Raw genomic sequence first — 22,992 nt, 5'->3', positions numbered from 1 at the left:
CACGGAACCGGTCCACCGTACCCCCGGGGGGTGGGGGCGCGGAGGGGCCGGGATCAGTAGACTGGCCGCCCTCAACTCCGTCCATCACCAGGCCTTATGGGGGGCGCTCGTGGACGTGCACATTTCCGTGACCGGTGGGGAGACCGTCGCGGAGGCCGAGTCGCTGACCGACTGGCTCCGGGGAGAACCCGAGCTCCGGGGCGTGACCCTGACCGGCCGTCCGCCCGGGCCCGGCGAGATGGGGTCGGTGCTGGACACCGTCTCCGTGGCCTTCGGGGCCGGCGGCGGCCTGTCGGTGCTCGCCTCCTCGCTGCGCGCGTGGTTCGCGCAGCCGCGGCGCAGCGACGTCCGGCTGAAGATCCGCCGCCCTGACGGCGCGGTCGTCGAGATCGACGCCAAGCGGGTGCGCGCCGGGGAACTGGAGGCGATCCTGCGCACCGCCCTGGACGGTACCGACGCCGAGCAGGCCTGACGTGCCGCTTCCGGATCCACAGCGGTCCCGGATCGTGATCGTCGGCGCGAGCGACTACACGGACCCGGACCTGCCGGAACTCCCGGCGGTCCGGCGCACCGTCACCGACCTCGCCGCCCAATTCACCGACCCGGACCACGGCATCGTCCCCGAGAAGCACTGCACCGTCCTGCTGGACGAGGGCGACCTGACCCGGATCGGCAAGACGCTGCGGAACGTCGCGAGGGCGGCCGAGGACCTGCTGCTGGTGTACTTCACCGGACACGGGCTGATCGGAGGCGGCCGGCACGACCTCTACCTGGCGCTGCCGCACAGCGAGTACGAGTCACCGGAGTTCAACTCTCTCGAATACGACAAGCTGCGCGCCACCGTGCTCAACAGCCGCGCCGCCACCAAGATCATCGTGCTGGACTGCTGCTTCTCCGGCCGCGCCGTCACCGGCACCATGGCCGGCAGCGGCACCCCCATCGCGCAGCTGGAGGTCACCGGCACGTACGTGCTCGCCTCCTCCCCGCGCGACCAGGTCTCCCTCTCCCCGCCCGGCGAGGACTACACCGCGTTCTCCGGGCGGCTCCTGCGGCTGCTGCGCGAAGGCATCGTCGGCGGCCCGGAGGAGCTCACCGTCCTGGACCTCTACAAGCGGCTCGCCACCACCATGCGGGCCGAGAACCTGCCCGTGCCGCGCAACCGGGGCACCGAGAACGCCGACCAGACCGCCCTCGGCCTCAACCGGGCCTTCGCCGCCACCGCCGCCGAGGCCCTGCGCGAGCGGCAGGAGGAGGCCGACCAGCAGGCCCTGGGGGGCGACTGGGCGGGCGCCGCCGAGGCCCTGCGCGCCGTGGTCGACGAGCAGACCCGCATCCTGGGCGCCGAGCACGAGGACACCCTGATCTCCCGGCGCGCGCTCGCCCACTGCCTCGGCGGGGCCGGCGACCCGGCGGAGGCCGCCCGCCTGCTGCGTCCCCTGCCCGAGGTCTACGCCCATCTGCACGGCAAGGACCATCCGCAGACCCTGCACACCCGGCAGTTCCTCGCCGTCAACCTCGGCGAGTCCGGCCACCGGGTGGAGGCGGTGGCCATGCTGCGGATCCTGCTCGCCGACCGCAGCCGGGTCCTGGGCGGCGAGCACGTCGACACGCTGCGGACGCGGCACATGCTCGCCCGCAATCTCGCGCTGTCGGGCGCCCGGGAGGAGGCGGCGGCCCTGCTGCGGCAGTTGATCGCGGAGCGGGACCGCACCCTGGGCTCGAACCACCTGCACACGGTCCGGGCCCGGAAGGACCTGGCGGCACTGGAGGGAGGTGCGCGAGGTGTCTGAGCGGTTCACCGACCGTGCGCACCAGGCCCTCGTCCTGGCGCAGCAGGAAGCCAGGCATCTGAACTACCTCCGCGTCGGCACCGAGCACCTCCTCCTGGGCCTCCTGCACGAGCAGCAGGGTGTGGCCGGCCAGGCCCTCAGAGCACTGGGCGTGTCGCTGGAGAACGCCAGGAAACAGGTACTGACCGTCTCCAAGCCCGCCCTTGTTCCCGCGCTCGGGCACATGCCGTACACCCGGAGGGCCGCGGCCGTCCTCCATCGCTCGGCCGAGGTGGCCACCGGCCGCCGGCACTACGAGATCGGGACCGAGCACCTCCTCCTCGCCCTCCTCGACGAAGCGGAAGGGGGTGCGGCACGGACACGGGCGGCGCTCGGTCTGGACGGGGCCCGGGTGTTCCAGGAAGTCATGCTCCGTCTGGAGGACCGGGTCACCACGACGGCGCCGGCCGCCCTGGAATGGGCCACCCGCAACCTCACTCGCGAGATGGCCGAGCGGTCGGCCACCACCGTCCTCGGACGGCGTCCGGAGATCGAACGGATCCTGCAGACCGTCGCCCGGCAGAGCCGCAACGTCCCGCTGCTGGTCGGGGAACCGGGGGTCGGCAAGACGAGTACGGTCCTCGGGCTCGCCCGGGCCGTGGTGACCGGGAACGTCCCCCGGCCGTTCCGCGACCGGACCGTCCGCCTGCTCGACGTCGGCGCGCTCTTCGCCGACCCGCAGCACCACGGGCGGTTCACCGAGCTGATGGCGGAGCTGGTCGGCGAGGTCCAGCGGACCACGGGTCTCGTCCTGTTCCTCGACAACGCCCTCGCCACCGTGCACACCCGCGAGGGCCGGACGACGGCACTGGCGTTCTTCCGACCGGTGTTCGGCAGGCCGGGCGTCTCCGTGGTCGCGGCCGCCACCACCGCCGAGTACCAGCACTGGGAACGCGACTCCGGGCTCGACCGGCTGATCCAGCTGCTTCCGGTGACGGAACCGCTCCCCGCCGAGGTGCTGGCGATCCTGCGTGACGCCGGGCACCGGCTGACCGAGCACCACGGCGTGGAGATCACCGGCGAGGCGCTGGAGGCCGCCGTCCGGCTCGCCCGCGGCCATCAGGCCGGCCAGGTCCTCCCGGGGGCCGCCGTCGACCTGCTCGACGAGGCGTGCGTGCGCGTCCGGTCCGAGTCGATGGCGGCCGGGACAGCGCCGACGGTCACCGGGGCCGTGGTGGAGGAAACGGCGGCCGGGGCGTACACCTCTCTGCACCTGTCGACTGTCTCCCCGCCGGTCCCGCACGACCCGTCCGTCTGGTCGATGAGCTGACGTCGCACCGGAAGTCGGCCGGTCCGACTTCCGGTGCGGCGCCGACGGCCCGGCGGCCGTGCTACCCCAGTTCCAGTGCCTCCCAGTCGAACGCCTCGCCCCACCCGGGCTCGCGGCGGGCCCAGGCGGTCATCGCGGTGATCACCGGATCGGGGGCGTCGAGACGCACCTGGAAGTGCCGGTCGGGCCCGCCCGAGCGGTGCTCCAGGGTGTACTCCCCCTCGCCCTCGTGCCACACCTGGACGTAGACGTCCGGCTCGTCGGGTATCCGCTCGACCACCAGGAAGCGGTCCTTGCGCCCCCCCGATCCGCCGCACCAGCCCCGCCAGCTCCTCGGCGCTCACCCGCGGGTGGGCCTCGTCGTCTTCCGTCCGCACCGTGATCTCCAGCATGACCGCAGATCCTGGCACAGAGCACTGACACCCGGCCGGGCCCGCACGTCCGGGCAGGCACCTCGTCCTTCGCCGGTGCGCCCGGCCGCGCGGACGGCCGGCCGTCGACCGGTCGCGCGCGCAGCCGGTACGGGGCGGCGGCTGCGCCGAGCAGGGCGGCCAGGGCGCAGAGCCGGACCGCCTCCTCGGCCGCGTCCACCCCTGAGCGGCCGCTTCGGTACGGTGGGGCGCATGGGTGTGACGCGGACGCCGCGAGGGCGGTGGGTGGAGGAGGGGTTGCGGGCGCTCGCGGGGGGCGGTCCCGAGGCAGTGCGGGTCGAGGTGCTGGCACAGGCGCTCGGGGTGACCAAGGGCGGCTTCTACGGGCACTTCCGCAACCGCGAGGCGCTGGTCGCCGAGATGCTCGACACCTGGGAGCGGACGGTCACCGACGACGTCATCGAGCGGGTCGAGGGCGAGGGCGGGGACGCGCGGACGCGGCTGGACCGCCTGTTCGTCATCGCCGCGACGCCCGGGGACGGGCCCGCCACCGGGGTGGCGCTCGATCTGACGATCCGCGAGTGGGCGCGCCGCGACGAGGCGGTGGCCGAGCGGCTGCGGCGGGTCGACGACCGGCGGATGGCGTACCTGCGGTCGCTCTACGGGGCGTTCTGCCCGGACCCGGAGGAGGTGGAGGTGCGCAGCTTCGTGTCGTTCACGCTGCGGATCGGCTACCACCTCATCGACGTCGACCACGGCGGGCGCACCCGGGCCGAGGTGATGGCGCGCACCAGGGACTGGCTGCTGAGGTAGCACCGGTCAGGACGCCGGTCAGGACGCCAGGAACAGCTCGTCCAGGTGGAGGGCAGGGCCTGTCCGTCCCCGGATTCCTCGGCGGCCGGTCAGACGCCTCGCCGTGCCGTCAGGTCACCGGCGTCGATCGCCGCGAGCAGCGCGGCGTGGTCGGCGGCGGTCCGGTCGGCGTATGCGAGGGCGAAGTCGGCGACGGCCTCGGCGAAGGCGTCCGAGCCGCCGAGGTAGCCGGCGATGGCGATCCGGTCGCCGGAGCGGGCGTGTGCGCGGGCCAGGGCGCGCCCGCAGAGGTCGGCGTAGGCGCGCAGATCGCCGGGGGCCATCCGGGCCACGTCGGCGGAGCCCTTCATGTCGCGCAGCTGGCGGCCGTAGAAGTGCCGGCCGGCCGGGCCGGTGGTCCAGCCGAGGAAGATGTCACTGGCGGCCTGCAGCAGGTGCTGGCCGGTGACGACGCGCTGCCCGCCGTGCACCACCGGGGCCTCGGCGGTCGGGCGGGCCGGCGGCAGGTGCTGCTCCAGGACGGACCGCCCGGCCTCCTTGATCTGCAGGAACAGCGGGTCGCTCGGATCGCGGCCCTCCAGCAGCAGGATGAAGCAGCGGGTGCCGACGCTGCCGACGCCGACCACCTTGCGGGCGACGTCGACCAGTTGGAAGCGGTCGAGCAGCACGCGGCGGTCCTCGGGGAGGGTGGCCCGGTAGTCGCCGAAGATCTTGCCGACCCGGCGCAGTTCGTCGCGCGGGAGGGGTTCGAGCAGCGGCGGATCGCTGACGATCCGGCGCCGGCCCTCCTCGTCCGTCGTGGTGAGCTTGCCGAAGGCCTGCAGGCTGGTGCGCCGGCGGGCCTTGTCGAGGGTGGCCTCGACGCGCTTGCGGCGGCCGGGGTTGCGGACCAGCGGGAAGACCTCGGCGGCGGAGATCCGGGTGTACCAGACGTCGAGTTCGCCCAGCCCGGCGAGGCGGCGCACGGCGAGGGCGTAGCCGCGCACGGCGGTGAGGGCGGCCCGGCGGGCGTTGTCGTCGCCCTGGCCGTTTTCGCGGGCGGCGACGGCGACGCTGGCGGCGAGCCGTTTGACGTCCCACTCGAAGGGGCCGGGGTAGGTCTCGTCGAAGTCGTTGACGTCGAAGAGCAGTATCCGCTCCGGGGAGGCGTACACGCCGAAGTTCAACAGGTGGGCGTCGCCGCAGAGTTGGACGGTGAGGCCGGTCTCGGGGACGGCCGCGAGGTCGGCGGCCATGACGGCGGCGGAGCCGCGCAGGTAGGCGAACGGCGAGTCGGCCATCCGGCCGTAGCGGATCGGGGTGAGATCGGGGAGCCGGTCCTCGGCCTGCCGGGCCAGGACGGCCAGCGGATCGGGGCGGTCGGCGGCGGGGATCCAGCGGCCGTGGGCGGACCGCGGGATGAGCTCGCGGGCGGCCCGGCCGCGCCGGCGGCGTTCGGTCGGACTGGTCATGGCGCGGCTCCTCGACGTGCGTCCGGCGGACCGGGGCGGGCGGCCTCCTTCCCCGTGACGCTAGGGCAGCCGCCGCAGGACGGCACGTCGGAGCGCGGGCGAGCGTCCTGGACGCTCGCCCGCGCTCCGCCGAACGAGTGAACGGGTGCACGGGTACCCGGGTGCACGGGGGTCGGTGTGCGGCCCGCGTCACTCCACGGCGAAGTCCGCCATCATCGCCATGTCCTCGTGCTCCAGGTTGTGGCAGTGCAGCATGTACGAGCCCGGGTAGTCGGTGAACCGCACCAGCACCTCCACCGCCTCCGCCGGCCGCAGGTCGACGGTGTCCTTCCAGCCCGCGTCGTAGGCGCCCGGGTCGCCGCCGTTGCGCGACAGCACCTGGAAGGAGTCCAGGTGCAGGTGGACGGGGTGGTGGACGTCGCTGAAGAACCGCCAGATCTCGGTGCTGCCGAGCGCCGGGCTGGCGAGCGCGCGGCCGGGCTCGTAGGACCGGTTGTTGATGGTCCAGTCGCCGCCGCGGCTGCGGCGGAAGCCGAACACCCGGGTGGCGACCGCGTCCTCGGCGTCGAGCCGTTCGAGGGTGCAGAGCCGCTCGGGCACCGTCGAGTCGTCGCTCACCGCGCGCGAGCCGACGTCGAAGAGCATCACCTCCTCGGTCCGGCCGCCGCCGAAGCGGTTCATCAGCCGCACCGCGGTGCCGGGCGGGTAGCGGGAGAAGTCCACCACCAGGTCGAAGCGCTCGGCGGGGGCGATCTCGACCGCGTCGTGCGCGATCGGCTCCTCCAGCAGGCCGCCGTCGCCGCCGATCTGGACGAGCGCGTCGCCGCCGGGCGGCTGCGGGTCGAGTTCCAGCCGGTAGAGGCGGGCGTTGGAGGCGTTGAGCAGGCGCAGCCGGTAGCGGGCCCGGTCCACCGCGGCGCGCGGCCAGGGGGCGCCGTTGACCAGGATGACGTCACCGAGGACGCCGTTCATGTAGTCATCGGTGACGCCCGGGGCGGCGAGCTCGGGGTCGACGGCCGGGTAGGCGGAGGAGCCGTCGGCGGTGAAGGCGCGGTCCGCGAGCACCAGCGGGAGCTCGCGGTCGCCGCGCGGCAGCGGCAGGGCGTCCTCCTCGTCGTCGCGGACGAGGTGGAAGCCGGTCAGGCCGTTCCAGATGGCCGGGCCGGTGAAGCCCATCCGGTGGTCGTGGTACCAGAGGGTGGCGGCGCGCTGGTGGCCCGGATAGGTGTAGTCGCGGGTGCCGATGGTGGTCCGGCCGAGGTCGACGGCGCCGGCCATTCCCTCCATCCCGGCCATTCCGGCCATCCCGTGCCCGGCGGTGTGCTCGGCGGACGAGCCGACCGGGAACACCAGGTCCACCGGGTAGCCGTCGCTGTCCGCCGGGGTGTGGCCGCCGTGCAGGTGCACCACCGTGGGCACCGGCAGCTCGTTGCGGTGGGTCACCACCGTCCGGCGGCCGGAGCGGACGGACAGCGTCGGCCCGGGGTAGCTGCCCCCGTACGTCCAGGTCTCGGTGCGCAGACCGGGCAGGATCTCCAGCCGGGCGACCTTCTGGGTGATCTCGTAGTAGTCCGTGGTGGCGTCGGAGCGGACCGGGGCGAGCACGGCCGGCACCGGCAGCGGCACCTGGAACGCCTCCGGCAGCGGGACCTCGCTGCGCAGCAGCCGGCCCGGCCGGCCCTCGGCCAGCAGCCGGGCGGTCGCGGGGACGGCGAAGGCTCCGAGGGCGCCCGTGCCGAGCAGGGCCACACCGGCGCCGAGGAACCGGCGGCGGTTCACGGCGCCACCTCCACCGGTCCGGTGCCCGCGCCGGTTCCGCTGCCGGTGCCGGTTCCGGTTCCGCTGCCGGTTCCGGACGGCCGGGGCAGGCGCCCGGTCCCGTCCTCCACCGCCGGCGACGGCGCGGGCGCCGACGCGGGCGCGGGCGCCGACGCGGGCGCGGGCAGCGTCGGCGGCAGCCGCCACGCGCCGACCAGGCAGAACAGGTGCGCGCTGACCAGCAGGACGCCCAGCGTCACGTGCACCCCGACCGCCCGCTCGTAGCCGGTCCCGATCTGTGCCCCGGCCGCGAACAGCAGGAGCGCCGTGACCACGAGCGGCCACCAGGGCCCCCGCTCCCCCGCCGGCCCGGTGACCCGGCGGACCGGCACGGCCACCGCCAGCTGGAGGAGCAGCACGCCGCCCAGGGCCATCGCGGCCAGCGCGTGCCCCCGCAGCGCCTCGTAGTGGCCGTTCAGGAAACCGGCGGCCAGCACCGTCTCGGCCAGCACCAGCACGGCCGAGGCGGTCGTGGCGCCGCGCAGCAGCAGCCGCGGCAGGCGCACGGCCGGGGGCGCCGGCGCGCGGTCCGCGGAACGTGCCGGGGGGAACAGCGGCAGGCGGGGCGTGCGGATCACCGGGGGACTGCTCAACGGTCGGCCTTCTCTCTGCCGGGCACCGCGGCGCCGTGGGCACGCCGGGGTGACGGGCATGCCGAAGGGCGCTCGGCGCGGGGGTGTGGGCGGGACAGGCGCGTCCGGGCACGCGGCACCGGGACGGGCGCGGCCACGAACGCGGCTGACCACCCCTCACTATCGGTGCGGTGCCCGGCCTTTGCGCTCGACGACCCCGCGCTCCCGCCTGTTCAGCGCGTCTTTGTCACCCGGACGGGCGGTGCGCCACCCCCGCGCGCACCGCCCGTCCACTCCCCCGGTGTGCTCCGGGAGCTCCCCGCTCCGGCGCCCGGAAGGGCCCCGGGGTCCGCTACTGCTTCCCGCCGACCGAGGCGACCGGACTCGACCGCAGCAGGGCCCTGGCCGGCAGGGCCGTCGCGCCCAGGCAGAGCACCACCGCCGCGGCCGCCAGCGGCAGCGCCGTCCCGGCCGGGACGTGCGGCGCGGCGCCGGTGATGCCCCGGGTGATCGGCACCAGGGTGAGCCAGGCGATCACCGCGCCGACGCCCAGACCGGCCGCGGCCACCAGCAGCGCCTCCCAGCGCATCATGTGGCGCACCTGGCGCCGGGTGGTCCCGGCGAGCCGGAGCAGTGCCACCTCGCGGCGCCGGTCCAGCACCGTCATCACCAGGGTGTTCGCGGCCGTGACGGCGGCGAAGCCGCCCAGCACGCCGGCCATCACCGAGTTCGCCCAGGAGCCCATCTCCTGCGACTTGTCGGACTGCGCCGCGTACCCGGCCCGGTCGGTCACCGTCAGCCCGGCCACGCCGAGGTCGGACAGGCCCCGGGCGACCGCGGCCCGGTCGGCGCCGGGCGCGTCCGCGACCAGCACCTGCGCGTCGTAGGCGGCGGTGACGTGCGCCGCGACCGCCGCCCGGGGCAGCAGCGCCTGGCCGAAGCCGAGCCCGCGCTGGTAGGTGGCGACCAGCAGCGGCTTCACCGCCGTGCCGTCGCCGAGCCAGAAGGGGACGTGGTCACCGACCTTGGCGCCCAGGGAGGAGGCCAGTTCGGTGGAGAGCGCGACGGTGTCCGGGGAACCGCCCAGGTCGGCCAGCGCGCCGTCGCGCACTCCGAGGTCCAGCACCCGGGGCAGCCGGGACGGGTCACCGGTGACGCCCAGCGCGGTGGCGGAGAGCAGTTGGTCGCCGGTGCGGACGACGATGCCGGTGTGCAGCACGCCGACCGCCGCGTCCACACCGGGCACCCCGGCCGCCTGCGCGACGACACCGGGCGTGCCGTGCGAGGCGGCGGGCAGGCCCGGTCCGGTGGAGCCGAGCACGTGGTCGGCGGTGATGCCGGTGCGCACCTGCTCGCCGGTCTCGTGACGGATGGTGCTCTGCATGAACAGCAGGGTTCCGCAGAAGGCGGTGACCATCACGATCGGCGTGATCGCGGAGGCCAGCCGGCGGGCGTTGGCGCGGGTGTTGTCGGCCGCCAGCGAGCCGGGCGCGCCGCCCGCCCGCAGCGGCAGGCCCAGCACCCAGGCCGCGGAGCGGGCCACCCACGGGCCGAGCAGGGCGACCGCGACCAGGAAGCACATCACCACGCCGAGCGCGGTGTTGGCGGCGTTCTCGCCGTCCAGGTTGGCCGCGACCGCGGCGAGCACCACGCCGCCGGCCGTGAAGACCACGCCCAGCAGGGTGCGGACGACACCGAGCCGGGCCGGTTCCACGGCGGCCGCGCCCAGCGCCTGGCTCGCCCGCATCCTCGCGGGGCGGCGGGCGGCGAAGAAGCCGGCCGCGAGGGCCGCGAGCGTGCACAGCACGACGGCGACCAGCATCGGCAGCGGTCCGACGGACAGCTCGACGTCGGCCGGGACGACGCCGCGCTCCACCATCCCGTCGAACCACCAGCGGGCCAGGCCCACGCCGGGCAGGATGCCGAGCGCGGCGGCGAGCGGCGCGACCAGCATCGCCTCGGTGGCGATGGTGCGCCGGATCTGGCGCGGGGTGGCGCCGACGGCGCGCAGCAGGGCGAACTCGCGGGCACGCTGGCCGGTGGCCAGGGCGACGGTGGAGACCACCACGAACACCGCGGTCATGGTGGCGGTACCGCCGAAGGAGCCGCCGATCGCGACCAGCATCACCTTGGCCTCGTTGAGCACGGGCTGCTCGGCCTCGCCGCGCCCCTTGCCGCTCAGCACCTCGGCGGCGCCGCCGACGGCCTGCTTCACCTGGGCGGTCAGGGTCTTGCGGTCGACGCCCTCGCGGGGCTGGACGGCGATGGCGTCCACCCGGCCGGGGTGGCCGGAGATCCGGTCGGCCTGCTGGTCGGCGAACCAGGCGGTGGGGCCGGCCTGCTGGGCGGCGGCGAGACCGGAGATCCGGTAGCTGCCGCTGCCGCCGGGGGCGCTGAGCACCACGGTCGCGCCCGGCGCGAGGTGGGCGGCGCGCGCCGTGTCGGCGTCCAGCACGACCTCGTCCACGCCGGGGGCGCGGCCCTCGACCAGCTTGTCCTGCGGGCCGGCGATGCCGAGCGCCGCGAAGCCCCGGCCGGTGAGCGGGCCCGCCGGGCCCGCCGGGCCCTGGGACGCCCCACGCGGTGCCGCGGCCTGCAGGGGGAACGCCGTATCGGGGCGGGCGGCGGCGACACCGGGCTGTCCGGCGATCCCGGCCACCAGGCCCGCGTCCACCCGGGCCCGCTCGGACAACTGCTGCTCGTGGGTGTCGTCGTCGCCGTTCTTCTTGTACTTGATGGAGACGTTCGGGTCGGCGGCCACCACGACCGGCGCCTCGGCGTACCGGACGGACGGCACCGAGGCGGTGATGCCGGTCTGCAGCAGCGTGCCGCAGGCCATGATCACGGCGGCACCGAACAGCAGCGCGACGAACGTGCCGACGAAGGACGCGGGGCGGAAGCGCACCGAGGCGCGGGCGAGTCCGTTGCTCATGCCGCCACCCCCACCGGACGCGCGGTCAGGCTGACCATCCGGTCGGCGATCGTCTTCGGGTCCGGGTGGTACAGCTCGTCGGCGAGCGCGCCGTCGGCCAGGAAGACCACCCGGTCGGCGAACGAGGCCGCCACCGGGTCGTGGGTCACCATCACGACGGTGGCGCCCATGGTGTCCACCGCGCGCCGCAGCAGGCCGAGCACCTCGTGGGCGGTCGTGGTGTCCAGCGCGCCGGTCGGCTCGTCCGCGAACAGCACATCCGGGGAAGTGATCAGCGCGCGGGCGATCGCCACCCGCTGCTGCTGACCGCCCGACAGCTGACCGGGGCGCCTGCGGCCGAGGTCGCCGAGGCCGACCTGTGCGAGCAGCTCCCGGGCCCTGGCCCGGTCCTGGCGCTCCCCGGCGAGGCGCAGCGGGAGCAGCACGTTCTGCAGCACGGTCAGCGAGGGCAGTAGGTTGAAGGACTGGAAGACAAAACCGATCCGGCTGCGGCGCAGCTTGGTCAGCCGGTCCTCGCTCAGCCGGGTGATCTCCTCGCCGCCCAGGTAGACCTCACCGGTGCTCGGGCGGTCCAGGCCGGCCGCGCACTGCAGGAAGGTGCTCTTGCCGGAACCGGAGGGTCCCATCACGGCGGTGAAGGTGCCGTGGCCGAGCGCCAGGTCGATGCCGCGCAGGGCGTGCACGGTCTCGCCACCGCGGCCGTAGCTGCGCCGGACGTCGCGCAGCTCGATCGCGGCGTGGGCGGCGGGGCGCCCGGTCGGCTCGGGCTGGGGGCGGGAACGGCGGGGTGCCATGGTGGGCCTTCCTTCGTGGATCGTCGCTGCTCGTCGACGAGTTCCAGGCTAGGAAGGCGGGATGCGGCGGACCATGCAGGCCGCTGGCGGACCGGGGGTGGGGTTATCCCCCGGTCCGGTGTCCGGGCGGTGTCCGGGCGGCGTCAGGGCGTGCGCGGCGGGCGCGTGCGCTGGGTGTGCGTGCCGGGCGTGCGTGCCGGGTGTGCGTGCCCGGTGTGCGTTCGGCGGTGCGCTTCGGGTCGGGCGCCGGCGATCACGTGCTTCGGGTCAGGTGCGTCGGTTCGGGCGCTTGCGGTCAGATCTGCTCGCCGTCGACGCCTTCGTAGGCGGCGCGCAGCTCGCCGACGACCGGGTGCGCCGGGTCGAGGGCGGTGCCGTCGATCGCGGCGAGCGGGCGGACGCCGACGCCCGCGTTGACGGCGACGGCGGCGACGAAGCCGCCGAGGGCGTCCGCGGTGACGGGCTCGCGCCGCTGCGGGCCGGTGTGCGCGTCGGCCAGCAGGGCGGCGGTGACGCCGGGCAGCGCGGCGGCGTCCGGCCAGACCAGGTCGCGACCGTCGTACAGGGCGACGTTCCAGGTGGCCCCCTCGGTGATCCGACCCGCGTCGTCGAGCAGCAGGGCGTCGTCGTAGCCGTCGAGTTGGGCGAGCCGACGCTGGTGCAGCAGGCCGAACAGGCCGACGTGCTTCACCTCCGGCAGCTCGCGCCGGTACGCGGCGGTGCGCACCCGCAGCGGCCCCGGCGCGGCGGCCGGCGCCGGGCGGGTGGTGACCAGCAGGTGGGGTACGGCGGGGGCGGAAGGGCGCTCCAGGCCGAGCGCCGGGTCGAACACGGTGACCCGGACGATCACCGGCGCGCCGTCGGCCGGGAGCGCCCGGCGGATCCGGGTGCGGACCTCCGCCCGGTCCAGCTCGGCACCGAACACCGTGCGGCAGTCCCGGACCAGCCGGTCCAGGTGCAGCGCGAGGCCCCGGGTGCGGCCGGACTCGGCGCGCAGGGTGGTGAAGTGCCCGTAGTTGAGCAGGCCCAGGGCCGCCAGTCGGGCCGGGTCGGCGGGCGCTCCGTCGATCTCGATCTCTGCCATGGCGTCGAGTCTCCCAGGGGTCCCGGCCGGCGCAGGGCGGGGGCGGCGGTCCCGGGGCCTAGCTAGTCGGCGAGCGCCGAGCGCGGCAGCACCCCGGCGGCCCGGCCGTCCACCAGGACCAGAACACCCGGGTGCCCCGCTCCGAGCGCCGCGCGGGCCTCCGCCACCGACTGCCCGACGCCCACCGCCGGCAGCGCCGGCCCGAGCAGGGCGCCCAGCGGAGCGTCCGGCTTGGCGGAGCCGTCCGCGAGGGCCGCCGCGAGCACCTCCCGGGACACCGCGCCGACCACCTCCGCCGCGCTCACCCCGTACGGGCGCGCCGTCCGCGCCAGGACGGCCGGGGCCACGCCGCCCGGCACGCCGTGCAGCGTCCGCGCCGCCTCGCCGACGGTGGCGTCGGCGTCGACCGTCACCAGCGGCCCGGCAGCGTCGAGCAGTGGCCGCAGGCCGGTCGGCCGCGTCGGCACGCCGTGCTCCACCGCGCCGCCGTTCCCCGCCGCGACGCCGTCCTCCAGGAAGCCCCACTGCCGCATCCACGCGTCGCTGTGCACCTTGGAAAGGTAGGAGCGGCCCGAGTCCGGCAGCAGCACCACGACCAGGTCCTCCGGCCCCAGCCGGCGCGCCACCCGCAGCGCCGCCGCCACCGCCGTGCCGGAGGACGGCCCGGCCAGGATGCCCTCCTCACGGGCGAGCCGGCGCGCCGTCAGCAGCGACTCGCGGTCCGGGATGCGCTCGAAGGCGTCCGCGACGTCCCGCCGGTAGGCCAACGGCCAGCGGTCCTCGGCGGTGTCCGGGTGGACGAAGTGGCCGATGCTCTCGACGTAGTACGGGCTGCCGTCCCCGCCGGCGTAGACCGAGCTCTCGGGGTCGGCGCCGACCACGGTCACCGCGCCGCCGGAGACCGCCTTCAGATGGCCGCCGGTGCCGGTGATGGTGCCTCCGGTGCCGACCCCCGCGACGAAGTGGGTCACCCGGCCGCCGGTCTGCTCCCAGATCTCCGGGCCGGTGGTGCGGACGTGCGCGTCGGGATTGGCCTGGTTGTCGTACTGGTCGGCGAGCCAGGCTCCGGGGGTCTCCTCGACGATCCGGCGGACGACGTTGAACAGGTGCGCCGGGTCCTCCAGCGGCACGGCGGTCGGCGCGAGCACCACCTCCGCGCCGTACGCGCGCAGGATGTCCGACTTCTCCGGCGCCGCCCGGTCCGCCACCGCCGCGATCACCCGGTAGCCGCGCCGACGGCCGACGATCGCCAGGCCGATGCCGGTGTTGCCCGAGGTCGCCTCGACGATCGTCCCGCCGGGCGCCAGCAGCCCGTCACGCTCGGCGGCCAGCACCATGGACAGCGCGGCGCGGTCCTTCACGCTGCCGCCGATGCTGAGGAACTCGGCCTTGGCGTAGACCGGGGCGGCGAGGCCGGCGCCGAGCCGGGCGAGGCGGATCAGCGGCGTCCCGCCGATCGCGTCGAGGACGGATTCGTGCACAGCGGGTGCGGGCATGGCGGGTACGGGCATGGCGGGCTCTGCGGGTGCGGGCATGGCGGGCTCCTCGACTCGGTCTGCTGCGGGCGGTGTCGGCACGGCCTCCGGCGGAGCCTGCCCAGGGTGGCGCGCCAGTAGGCCGGGTCCTGCGACTCGTCCGTGGTGTTCCGGTGGTGTGCGGTGGTGTGCGCGGGGTGCGGCCCCTCAGGTCGTCGACGCGCCGTCCGACGGCCGGAGGGCGGGAACGTCCGGCCGGGGCTCCTCGGACGGCCGGGGCAGGTCCGGGACGGCCGGGGCCCGGTAGGGCGTGACCACCGCCCGCCCCGCGGCGCGGGCCGCCTGCTCGATGTGCCCGATCCGGTAGGCGAGGCCCTCCGGTTCACCGATGTCCGCCCAGCGCCAGGCCTCCGCCCACCACTGCGGGCCGCGCACCAGCGGACGGCCGGCGAGCGCGAGGTGCAGGGCGAGGGTCGAGCGGGCGTAGCCGTGCACCCAGCCGTCGGCCTGCCGGTAGGCGGCGGTCTCGTCCAGGCGCAGCCGGCGGCCCTCGCTCCCGGCGGCGAGCAGCGGCGTCCAGACCGCCTCGGCCGGGTCGGGCGACGGGCGGTCGGCGACCAGCAGCACCAGGCGGCCGTCCTCCTCCCGGACGCGGTAGGGCGGGAGTTGGGGCATCCGGGCGAGGCCGAGGGCGTTTTTCCAGGAGACCACCCACAGGCCGCGGCGCAGGTGGTAGCGGACGGCGCGCTGCCAGGTCCAGTGCGCCTCCAGTCGGTAGCCGGGCAGGCCCTCGGCGGTGGCGGCCCGGTAGACGTGGTCGAGGGCGCTCGCCGCGAGGCCGTGGCCGCGCGCCGAGGGGCGGAGGTAGAGCGAGGAGACGGCCAACTGGCCGGGGCCCCTGGTCCAGTTGTCGACGGCGAAGATCCCGACCGGCTCGGCCTCCCCGGCGCCGGTGCCGGTGCCGGTGCCGGTGCCGGTGCCGGTGCTGGTGCCGGTGCCGGTGCCGGTGCTGGTGCCGGTGCCGCCGTTGCCCCGGGTGCCGTCGGCCAGCAGCCAGTAGCGGCGGCGGTACAGCTCGCCGCCCGGCCACTCACGGCCGCTCTCGCCGAGGCGCTCGCGCAGCCGGCGCTCCTCGGCCGGGCCGATCGCCGACGGGTCGACGCACTCGCCCAACTCCCCCTCGGCGCAGGAGGCGAGGTCCCAGAGCGCGAATCCACGCCCCTCGCCCTCCCTCACCGCCCGCACCCCGGGCACCGTCGCCAACCGTTCCTGCGCCCGCCCGACCGCCGCATCCCAGGACCTCACCACGGGGTCCACGATAGCGAGCCATCAGCACCGAACGTAATTCGGTGGACACCGAACGTGAGATCGGATACGAATTCCCTTGTCCGGAACGCCGGCTGACGAGGAGGAGCCACACCCGTGCACACCGACCGCACCCATGACGCCGTGTTCAGGACGCGGGGGCCGCCCCGGACTCCCGCCCGGTGGTAGGGGAAACCCGACCTGAGGACTCGACCTGACCGTCATGACCTCGCCGACCTGCGCCGCTGCAATGAAGTGGTGCTGATCCACCGCATCCGTACCGCGTTTCCGTCCGGCCCCGGCCCTGCCTCCCAGTCCGGCACCGACTCCCCATCCGCCTCCCGATCCGTTCCCGGTTCCGCTTCCGTCCACCGCCGCGGCCGTCCACCCCGCACCGGCCGTGTCCACCGCGTCCCCCGTCCACCGGGTTCCTCCGGTCCGCCCCGCCCACCCGGCGGGCGGAGGGCGCTGTGGTGCGGCGGGTGGCTGGTCGCGGCCGGGTGGGCGGGGGCGTTCCCGGTCGTCTCCGGGCTGGGGCCGCACCGGAGTTGGGGGCTGCTCGCAGCCGCCGGGTACCTCGCGGCGGCGGTCGCCGCGCTCACGCTGCCGCCGCGGTGGGCGCGGGCCGGATCGGTGACGGTCGCGCTGGCCGGTGCGGTGCTCACGCCGCTGCTTCTCCTGGTCGCGACCGGGCAGGGGCAGAGCGAGGTCGCCGTCATCGAACGGTCGGGCGAGTTGCTGCTCCGGCACGGGACTCCGTACCTGGCCGAGCCGCACACGGTCGCCGAGTACACCCCCTACCTGCCCGGGATGGCACTGTTCGGGCTGCCCCGCGCCCTGTTCGGCGCGGACGGCTGGCCGGCCCGGCTGCTGGGCGACGCCCGCCTGTGGTGCGCCGCCGTGTTCCTCGGCTGCCTGGCCGCCGCCGTCCGCCCCGGACGGCCCGGCGCCGCGCCGCACGCCGGCGGTCGCGCGTCCGTGCGCCCGTCCGGCGGCGTCGGCGGCGGCGGCGGCGGCCTGAACGTGCCCGTTCTCGCGGTGGCGGCGCTGGTCGCCTCACCACCGGTCGCGCTGCCGCTCTGCGTCAGCGGGGTCGACCTGCCGCTGGCCGGCCTCTGCCTGCTCGCGCTCGCCCTGGCCGGACGGGCCCGCCCGTTCGCCGCCGGGTCGGCCCTCGCGCTGGCCTGCGCGCTCAAGTGGACGGCCTGGCCTGCGGTCGCGGTCGTCGTCGCCCTGCTCGCCGCCACGGCCGGACGCCGGTCGGCCCTGCGGGCGTTCGCCACCGCCACCGTCGGAACGGCCGCGCTGGTCCTGCCCGGCGCACTGCGCGCACCGGGGCCGCTGGTGGAGCAGGTGTTCGCCTTCCCCACCGGTCGCGGTGGGCTGCCCACCCCGGCGAGCAGCCCGCTGCCCGGCCGGCTGCTCGCCGACCTCGGCCCCGGCGGCTGGTACACAGCGCTCGCCCTGCTGCTGCTCGCCGGGCTCGCCGTCGCCGCGTCGCTGGTCCGCACCCCGCCCCGGGACACCGTCGCCGCCGCCGATCGGCTCGCGCTCGGCCTCGCCCTGGCGTTCCTGCTCGCCCCCGCCACCCGCTTCGGCTACCTCGCCCTGCCCGCCGTACTGGCCCTCGTCCCCCGTCTCCCCCGCCTCCCCCTCGTCACCGGTCCGCACCGTCCTCCCCGCCCGCAGTCCACTCCGCGCGCCGTCCCGTCCGCCGCCCCGCGCCCCCGCACACCCCAGGTGGTCCCCGTCCCATGACCGGCACACTCATCGTCACCAACGACTTCCCGCCCCGGCAGGGCGGCATCGAGACCTTCGTCCACGCCATGGCCACCCGGCTGCGCGCCGACCAGGTCGTCGTCTACACCTCGGACGAGCCCGGCGCCGCCCGCCATGACGCCGCGCTCCCGTTCCCGGTGGTCCGCGACCGGTCCCGGACCCTGCTCCCCACGCCCCGGGTGACCCGCCGGGCCGCCGAACTCGCCCGGGCGTACGGCTGCGACCGGGTCTGGTTCGGCGCCGCCGCCCCGCTCGCCGCGATGACCCCGGAGCTGCGGCGGCAGGCGCCCGGCATCCGGCGAACCGTCGCCACCACCCACGGCCACGAGATCTGGTGGGCCCGCACCCCGGTAGCCCGGCGCCTGCTGCGGCGGATCGGTGACAGCGTCGACGTCGTCACCTACCTCGGTGCCCACACCCGCGAGCGGATCGCGCCCGCGCTCGGCCCGGCGGCCCGCCTGGAACGGCTGGTCCCCGGGGTGGACACCGAACTGTTCCGCCCACGCCCCCGGGAGGCCGACCCGCAGGCGCCGGTGATCCTCTGCGTGGCACGACTCGTGCCGCGCAAGGGCCAGGACACCCTGATACGGGCACTCCCGCTGATCCGGCGGACCGTGCCGGGCGCGGTCCTCGTCCTGGTCGGCCAGGGACCGGACGAACGCCGCCTGCGCGACCTCGCCCGCAGGTTCACCGAACCCGGCACGGTCGTCTTCGCCGGCGGCCGCGAACACGCCGACACCCCGGACGCCTACGCCGCGGCCGACGTCTTCGCGATGCCCTGCCGCACCCGCCGGGCCGGCCTGGAGGCGGAGGGCCTCGGCATCGTCTTCCTGGAGGCGGCCGCCGCCGGCCTGCCCGTCGTCGTCGGCCGCTCCGGAGGCGCCCCGGACGCCGTCCTCGACGGCGTCAACGGCACGGTCGTCGACGGCCGCGACCCGTCCGCCGTCGCCACCGCGATCGCCCGCATCCTCCGCGCCTCCGCCCCCGACCGCGCCCGGATGACCACCGCCGGCCGCCACTGGGTCCGCACCCACTGGTCCTGGGACACCACCGCCCACCGCCTGGCCACCCTCCTGGCCGAGAGCCCCACCCCGCCCGAGCAGGCACACCACCACCAGCAGCAGCAGCCCAGCCGCCCCGACCAACCCCGGCGCTGACCCCGCGCCCCTCACCGACCAACCGGGCCAACCCGACACAGCCAGTGCCCCCACGCACCCCGCCTGCCAGGCCGAGGCACACCCCAGCAAGCCACCCACCAAAGCCGCCCACCCCGCCAAGCTGGCCACCACAACCCCGCCCGACGGCACACCCCGGCCCGGCCGGGCCGACCGGACCACCGAAGCAATCAGCACGCCCCGAGACAGGCAACCACCCCGACTCCATGGCCCCGGCCACAGCGACCAGGGCGACCTGGCCCAGTCGCAATCCCACGCCGGAGGGCAACAGCGGACCACTCGCCCGGGCCGGGGCCGGGCCCGACCCCGGCCCCGGGTCGACCAGGGCGCCGCTCGGCGGAGCAGGGGGGCGGGCGGGCGGGTCAGCGGCGGGCGGCGGTCAGGAGGAGCTCGGTGAGGGCCCCGGGCTGGGAGAACATCGGCCAGTGGCCGGTGTCGAGGGTGGCGTGGTGCCAGCCGGCGTCGCGGATCAGGGCGACGACGGCGGGCGGGGGTTCGGGGCTGTCGAGGAGGCAGGTCAGGTAGGTCCCGGGTATCGCGGCGAGCGGACCGGCGAGGGCGGCGGGCTCGGTGAGGGTGCCGCCGGGGTGCGCGGTGGAGCCGGTGACGATCCGGGAGATCTGCGCGTCGGTGAGCCCCTGGCCCACGAACTCGTCGGCGGTGAGCGGCGGCCAGTAGCCGTCGTTGGCGCCGATCGACGCGGCGACGGCCTCGCCCCACGGCCCGGCACCGACGAACGCCTGCCCGTCGACGGGAACGTTGGCGTCGACCAGGACCAGGTGGGCGAGCCGGTCGCCGATCCGCTCCGCGGCCTGCCCGACCGGGATGCCCGAGTAGCTGTGCCCCACCAGGACGACCTCACGCAGGTCGCGCTCCTCCACGAGGTCGACGACGTCCTGCACGTGGGTCTGCTGTCCGGCGGGCAGGCCGCGCCGTTCGGCGAGGCCGGAGAGGGTCAACGGGTGCACGCCGTGTCCGGCGGCGCGCAGCCCGGGGACGACGTCGGCCCAGGCCCACGCTCCCAGCCAGGCACCCGCCACGAGTACGAATTGCGTCATGGCGGGCACCGTAGCGCCCGCCACCGACAACGAGCCGACCCCGCCGAGCCGCCCGGCTACTCGCCGCGCAGGTCGGCGAGGTGGGCCAGGACGGCGAGGACCCGCCGGTTGCCCTCCACCGGGTCGAGGTCGAGCTTCATGAAGATGTTCCCGCAGTGCTTCACCACGGACGCCTCGGTGATGTTCAGCCGGGCGCCGACCGTCTGGTTGTTGAGGCCCTCCGCCATCAGCCCCAGCACCTCGCGCTCGCGCGGGGTGAGTCGGGTGATCGGGCGGTCCGCGGACTGCTGCCGGAGCAGCACCCGGACGACCTCCGGGTCGATCACCGTCTCCCCGGCCGCCACCCGCCCCAGCGCGTCCAGGAACTCGGACACCTCACCGACCCGGTCCTTGAGCAGGTAGCCGAGCCCGGCCCGCTGCGCGCCGGCCGCGCCGAGCAGCCGGGTGGCGTACGGGGTGGCCACGTACTGGGAGAGGACGAGGACGGGCAGGCCGGGGTGGCGTCCGCGCAGGTCGAGGGCGGCGCGCAGCCCCTCGTCGTGGAAGCCGGGCGGCATCCGGACGTCGGTGACGACGGCGTCCGGCCGCTCGGCGTCCACGGCGGCGGCGAGCGCGTCCGCGTCGCCCACGGCGGCGACCACCCGGTGGCCGCCCCTGGTGAGCAGTTCGACCAGGCCGGCCCGGAGCAGCACGGCGTCCTCGGCGATGACTAGCCGGAGCACGGCACCTCCAGCCGGAGCCTGGTCGGCCCGCCGGTCGGACTCGTCACCATCAGTCGTCCTCTCAGGATCGCGACCCGGTCGGCCAGTCCCTGGAGTCCGGCCCCGGCGGCCGGGTCGGCGCCGCCGCGGCCGTCGTCGGTCACCTGGAGCACCAGCCGGCCGTCCGCGATCCGCCCGTGGACGGTGATGGCGGCGGCGCCGCTGTGCTTGGCGGCGTTGGTGAGTGCCTCGGTGACGGTGAAGTAGGCGGTGGACTCGACCGGACCGGGCAGCCGTCCGGGCAGGTCCAGGTCGACCTCGACGGGGATCGGGTGGCGCAGCGCGACCTCGGTGACGGCGGCGGCCAGTCCGTGGTCGGTGAGCACCTGGGGGTGGATGCCGCGGACCAGGCCGCGCAGCTGCTCCAGCGCCTGCCGGGCCTCGCCGCGCGCCCGGTCGACCAGATCGAGCACCGGGTCGTCGCCGACCGGCCCGGCCCCGGGGGTCGCGCCGCCGGTGCTCACGGCGGTGGCACCGGCGGCCCCGGCGCGTTGGCGCAGTTCGTGGGCGGCCAGGCCGAGGGTCATGCTGAGGGCGACGAGCTGCTGCTGGGCGCCGTCATGCAGGTCGCGTTCGATGCGGCGGCGCTCGGCCTCGAAGGCGTCCACCAGCCGGGCCCGGGAGCGGGTCAGTTCGACGACCTGCCGGCCGAGGTCCTCCTCGCGGGGGCCGAGCAGCAGCCGGGCCAGTCGGACGTGGACGACGGTGAGCAGCGCCCCGGCGTAGCCGGCGAGCAGCAGCCCGGCCAGGCCGACGGCGGTGGCGGGCAGGGCGTACAGCGGTCCGGGGACGGCGTGGCCGGGGATCAGCATGACGGTCTCGGGGGCCATCGCCCAGACCACGAGGGGGCTGACGACCAGCGCCGCGGAGAGCAGCAGCAGGGCGGTGAGGCCGAGTCCGGCGGCGGTGAGCGGCGGGCCGGCGAGCAGGGTGTGGGCGAGTTCGCGCCAGGTCGCGCGTTCCCGCAGCCTGGTCCGGAGCCGGGCGCGGCGGCCGGCCCCGGGCAGTGCGCGGTGCGGGTCGGGCAGCGGGGTCGGTTCGACGAGCCGCAGCAGGCGGCGTTCCAGGCGGCCGACCGGCAGGCCGGAGAGGGCGACGGCCAGGAGCAGCGGCAGACCGATGCCGACCACCGAGAGCCCGAGGCCGATGACCACGAGGGCCGCCAGCAGGACGGCCACCAGCAGACCGAGCAGGGCGCCGCCGACCAGGTAGGCCCAGCAGCGCAGCGAGTCACGGGTGAACGGGAAGCGGAGCGGACGGGCGCGCAGCGCCGCCAGGACGGCGACGGTGGGCGGGGACTGCGGCGCGTCGGCCGCACGGTCGACGGCCTCGTCGGTGGTCGCGTCGACGGGCTGGTCAACGGTCTCGCCGGTGGCTCCGTCGACATCAACGCCGACATCAACGCCGACGTCAACGCCGACGTCCACGTCGACGTTCACACCCGTGCCCCCGTCCGCTGCCCGCCCCGCGCCCATCGGCCCACCCTAACCGACCGGCTGACGCCCTCTCCGGCCCCAGCGTCCGGTCCGCGCCGCGCCGTCGGGGGCGCTCGGCGGCTGCCGGGTGAGCGCGACGGCGGCGATCACGGCCAGGCCGCCGACCAGGGTGTTCCAGCCGACGGGCTCGGCGAGCAGCAGCGCGCCGAGGGCCGTGGACCAGAGCGGGGTCACATAGGTGACGGCGGCGGCCACGGCCGTCCCGGCGGTGCGCACCAGATCGAGGTTGAGAACGTAGGCGATGCCGGTTCCGACCGCACCGAGCAGCAGCAGCGCCACGGCGGCCCCGGCACCGGGCCAGTGCGGGGCGCCGGCGGCGAGCGGGGCGACGACCGCGAGTTCGACGGCGGCGCAGGTGATCTGGGCGGTGGACAGGGCGGCGGCCGAGTGCGGTCGGGCGGAGAGGTGGCGGCGCAGGTAGGCGAACCCGGCGCCGTAGCAGCAGGTCGCGGCCAGGCAGGCGAGCCCGCCGACCACGACCCCGGAACCGGAAGCGCCCACCGCACCGGAGCCGAGCCCGTGCTGCACGCCCAGCACGGTGAGCACCCCGGCGAAGCCGAGGGCGAGTCCGGCGAGCCGACGCCACCCCGGACGCGGTTCCCCCGGCAGGGCGGCCAGCGCGAAGAGCAGGGCGAACAGCGGGGTGGTCGCGTTCATCACCCCGGCGAGCACCGAGCTGACCCGGGTCTCGCCGTAGGAGAAGAGCACGAACGGCACCGCGTTCAGCAGCACCGCGACCACGGCGCTGTGGCCCCAGGTGGCGAGGTCGCGCGGAGCGGCCTCACGGCGGACGGCGAGGATCGCCCAGAGCGCGACCGCGCCGAGCAGGCAACGCCAGGCCGCCACCCACACCGGGGGCACCCCGGCGTCGACCGCCACCTTGATCAGGGCGAAGCTCGCACCCCAGATCGCCGACAGTGCCACGAACCCCGGCCACCAGCGCCGTCCCATCCCGGCCACCCGTCCTTCCGCTCTCGTCGACGCGCCTCGCCTCTCGCGGCTTCGCGCT

General features: G+C 76.0%; 18 protein-coding genes and 1 pseudogene. 6 read left to right on the top strand and 13 right to left on the bottom strand.

What is annotated here, in order from left to right:
- Window positions 1-109: 109 nt before the first annotated feature.
- Genes ACFU9E_RS21585 through ACFU9E_RS21575 form a run of 3 tightly spaced genes read left to right on the top strand, consistent with a single transcriptional unit; the run spans window position 110 to window position 3,099 of the window.
- Entirely contained in the window at window positions 110-472 is a 363-nt protein-coding gene (locus tag ACFU9E_RS21585) for a hypothetical protein (protein ID WP_380684207.1), read from the top strand.
- 1 nt (window position 473) lies between these two features.
- Window positions 474-1,790 (top strand): tetratricopeptide repeat protein, encoded by a 1,317-nt coding sequence (locus ACFU9E_RS21580; protein WP_380684208.1) that lies wholly within the window; start codon window positions 474-476, stop codon window positions 1,788-1,790.
- Window positions 1,783-3,099, top strand: a complete 1,317-nt coding sequence (locus tag ACFU9E_RS21575) for a Clp protease N-terminal domain-containing protein (RefSeq protein WP_380684209.1) — start codon at window positions 1,783-1,785, stop codon at window positions 3,097-3,099. Before ACFU9E_RS21580 ends, ACFU9E_RS21575 begins: the two co-directional genes overlap by 8 nt.
- 64 nt (window positions 3,100-3,163) lie before the next feature.
- Here the strand turns inward: ACFU9E_RS21575 and ACFU9E_RS21570 are convergent.
- Window positions 3,164-3,491: pseudogene (locus ACFU9E_RS21570) on the bottom strand (hypothetical protein); the annotation flags it as partial.
- A 231-nt stretch (window positions 3,492-3,722) separates the two neighbouring features.
- Between ACFU9E_RS21570 and ACFU9E_RS21565 the strand changes: the two are divergent.
- Entirely contained in the window at window positions 3,723-4,283 is a 561-nt protein-coding gene (locus ACFU9E_RS21565) for a TetR/AcrR family transcriptional regulator (protein WP_380684210.1), read from the top strand.
- Window positions 4,284-4,372: 89 nt separating this feature from the next.
- Here the strand turns inward: ACFU9E_RS21565 and ACFU9E_RS21560 are convergent, their stop codons facing one another.
- The 8 genes from ACFU9E_RS21560 to ACFU9E_RS21525 all read right to left on the bottom strand — a co-directional run bounded on the left by ACFU9E_RS21560 (window position 4,373) and on the right by ACFU9E_RS21525 (window position 15,717).
- Window positions 4,373-5,734 carry a DUF2252 domain-containing protein gene (locus tag ACFU9E_RS21560; protein ID WP_380684212.1) on the bottom strand — a complete coding sequence of 454 codons (1,362 nt, stop codon included), beginning with the start codon at window positions 5,732-5,734 and terminating at the stop codon, window positions 4,373-4,375.
- 189 nt (window positions 5,735-5,923) lie between these two features.
- A complete protein-coding gene (locus ACFU9E_RS21555) occupies window positions 5,924-7,513 on the bottom strand; it encodes a multicopper oxidase family protein (protein WP_380682065.1) in 1,590 nt (529 codons plus the stop codon).
- Window positions 7,510-8,145, bottom strand: a complete 636-nt coding sequence (locus ACFU9E_RS21550) for a hypothetical protein (RefSeq protein ID WP_380682066.1) — start codon at window positions 8,143-8,145, stop codon at window positions 7,510-7,512. Before ACFU9E_RS21550 ends, ACFU9E_RS21555 begins: the two co-directional genes overlap by 4 nt.
- A 331-nt stretch (window positions 8,146-8,476) precedes the next feature.
- Window positions 8,477-11,056 (bottom strand): FtsX-like permease family protein, encoded by a 2,580-nt coding sequence (locus tag ACFU9E_RS21545; protein ID WP_380682067.1) that lies wholly within the window; start codon window positions 11,054-11,056, stop codon window positions 8,477-8,479.
- A complete protein-coding gene (locus ACFU9E_RS21540; RefSeq protein ID WP_380682068.1) occupies window positions 11,053-11,850 on the bottom strand; it encodes an ABC transporter ATP-binding protein in 798 nt (265 codons plus the stop codon). The genes ACFU9E_RS21545 and ACFU9E_RS21540 overlap by 4 nt, the downstream gene beginning before the upstream one ends.
- Before the next feature lie 295 nt (window positions 11,851-12,145).
- Window positions 12,146-12,934 (bottom strand): aminotransferase class IV, encoded by a 789-nt coding sequence (locus ACFU9E_RS21535; protein WP_380682069.1) that lies wholly within the window; start codon window positions 12,932-12,934, stop codon window positions 12,146-12,148.
- Window positions 12,935-12,996: 62 nt separating this feature from the next.
- The gene (locus ACFU9E_RS21530) at window positions 12,997-14,469 is read right to left on the bottom strand and encodes a pyridoxal-phosphate dependent enzyme (RefSeq protein WP_380682070.1); all 1,473 of its coding nucleotides are present in this window, start codon (window positions 14,467-14,469) and stop codon (window positions 12,997-12,999) included.
- Between the two features lie 147 nt (window positions 14,470-14,616).
- A complete protein-coding gene (locus ACFU9E_RS21525; RefSeq protein WP_380682071.1) occupies window positions 14,617-15,717 on the bottom strand; it encodes a GNAT family N-acetyltransferase in 1,101 nt (366 codons plus the stop codon).
- 630 nt (window positions 15,718-16,347) lie between these two features.
- Here ACFU9E_RS21525 and ACFU9E_RS21520 point away from each other — a divergent pair.
- Both ACFU9E_RS21520 and ACFU9E_RS21515 read left to right on the top strand, forming a co-directional pair.
- Window positions 16,348-17,472, top strand: coding sequence for a glycosyltransferase 87 family protein (locus ACFU9E_RS21520; RefSeq protein ID WP_380682072.1), 1,125 nt, complete (start codon window positions 16,348-16,350; stop codon window positions 17,470-17,472).
- Window positions 17,469-18,650 (top strand): glycosyltransferase family 4 protein, encoded by a 1,182-nt coding sequence (locus tag ACFU9E_RS21515; protein ID WP_380682073.1) that lies wholly within the window; start codon window positions 17,469-17,471, stop codon window positions 18,648-18,650. Before ACFU9E_RS21520 ends, ACFU9E_RS21515 begins: the two co-directional genes overlap by 4 nt.
- A 380-nt stretch (window positions 18,651-19,030) precedes the next feature.
- Here ACFU9E_RS21515 and ACFU9E_RS21510 read toward each other — a convergent pair whose 3' ends face one another.
- The 4 genes from ACFU9E_RS21510 to ACFU9E_RS21495 all read right to left on the bottom strand — a co-directional run bounded on the left by ACFU9E_RS21510 (window position 19,031) and on the right by ACFU9E_RS21495 (window position 22,934).
- The gene (locus ACFU9E_RS21510) at window positions 19,031-19,726 is read right to left on the bottom strand and encodes an alpha/beta fold hydrolase (protein WP_380682074.1); all 696 of its coding nucleotides are present in this window, start codon (window positions 19,724-19,726) and stop codon (window positions 19,031-19,033) included.
- A 56-nt stretch (window positions 19,727-19,782) separates the two neighbouring features.
- On the bottom strand, window positions 19,783-20,448 hold the full coding sequence (locus ACFU9E_RS21505; RefSeq protein ID WP_380682075.1) for a response regulator: 666 nt from the start codon (window positions 20,446-20,448) through the stop codon (window positions 19,783-19,785).
- The gene (locus ACFU9E_RS21500; protein WP_380682081.1) at window positions 20,436-21,764 is read right to left on the bottom strand and encodes a sensor histidine kinase; all 1,329 of its coding nucleotides are present in this window, start codon (window positions 21,762-21,764) and stop codon (window positions 20,436-20,438) included. The genes ACFU9E_RS21505 and ACFU9E_RS21500 overlap by 13 nt, the downstream gene beginning before the upstream one ends.
- Before the next feature lie 207 nt (window positions 21,765-21,971).
- A complete protein-coding gene (locus ACFU9E_RS21495; protein WP_380682076.1) occupies window positions 21,972-22,934 on the bottom strand; it encodes a DMT family transporter in 963 nt (320 codons plus the stop codon).
- Window positions 22,935-22,992: the final 58 nt, after the last annotated feature.

It is taken from the genome of Kitasatospora sp. NPDC057595, from assembly GCF_042800875.1.
Classification (GTDB): Bacteria; Actinomycetota; Actinomycetes; order Streptomycetales; family Streptomycetaceae; genus Kitasatospora.
Note: the sequence above shows the minus strand (reverse complement) of the source record. Positions and strands in the feature narration are given on the sequence as shown.